Origin of the sequence: Thiolapillus sp. (assembly GCF_048562965.1) — a bacterium.
Classification (GTDB): domain Bacteria; phylum Pseudomonadota; class Gammaproteobacteria; order Chromatiales; family Chromatiaceae; genus Thiolapillus; species Thiolapillus brandeum_A.
Map to the genome: position 1 here is coordinate 1 of NZ_JBHNMF010001355.1, position 680 is coordinate 680.

The 680-nt window shown below is 58.1% G+C and carries 1 pseudogene; it reads right to left on the bottom strand.

The window, feature by feature from the left end:
* Window positions 1-680, bottom strand: a pseudogene (locus ACOCD2_RS24285) (hypothetical protein); the annotation flags it as partial.

A 680-nucleotide genomic window follows, 5' to 3' on the forward strand; every position in this document is an offset into this window, starting at 1 on the left:
GCAGCCAGTCTTTTACCGCAGCCAAAGCAGCCGGGAATTCGCCTCGGGCGGCAATGCTCATCAGGGTTAAGCGTTCGGCAAGTCGTGGGGTGGCCAGGTCGCGGGACTTGGGCCAGAGCTGTTGCCAAAAGGGCTGGACACGGTTCCTCCAGTAGTCCTCGCGCTGATCGGCAGATCCTTCGAGCACCTGGAAAAGCGCCTGCGCGGACGCCTCAATCCCGTCTTGAGGCAGCGCACCCATCGCAGAACGGAATTCATCCATGGTGTATCCTTCGGTTGGCTCCAATGCTGCGTACGTCAGGAAGGCCGCGAACTGTTGTTTGTAGTGTCCACCCAGGTCGGTATAGTGCTCTGCACTCTCAAGGAACGGGGCTTTGAAGGCCGTCAGCAGGGGCTGGTACAAGCGGGGTGACTGCAGGAAGCCTTCCCACACGGCTTTCGCTTCGGTCGGATTGTCCCAATTAAATAGCGGTAACAGATATTGCTCAGTCCACGCCCGGTCCACCCGGAAAAAGGCGATCAGTTGCGACCCCAGCAGTACCCGACCGGGGCGGAATCGGGCCTTTTGAACATCACACAGTTCGGTAAAGAAAGGTTTGATCTCTTCTGGAAGAAGATCGTTGTCGTTTGGGTTCCGCTTGAACCACAGGTTGACCAGCGCCTGCGTGACATGCCCGATG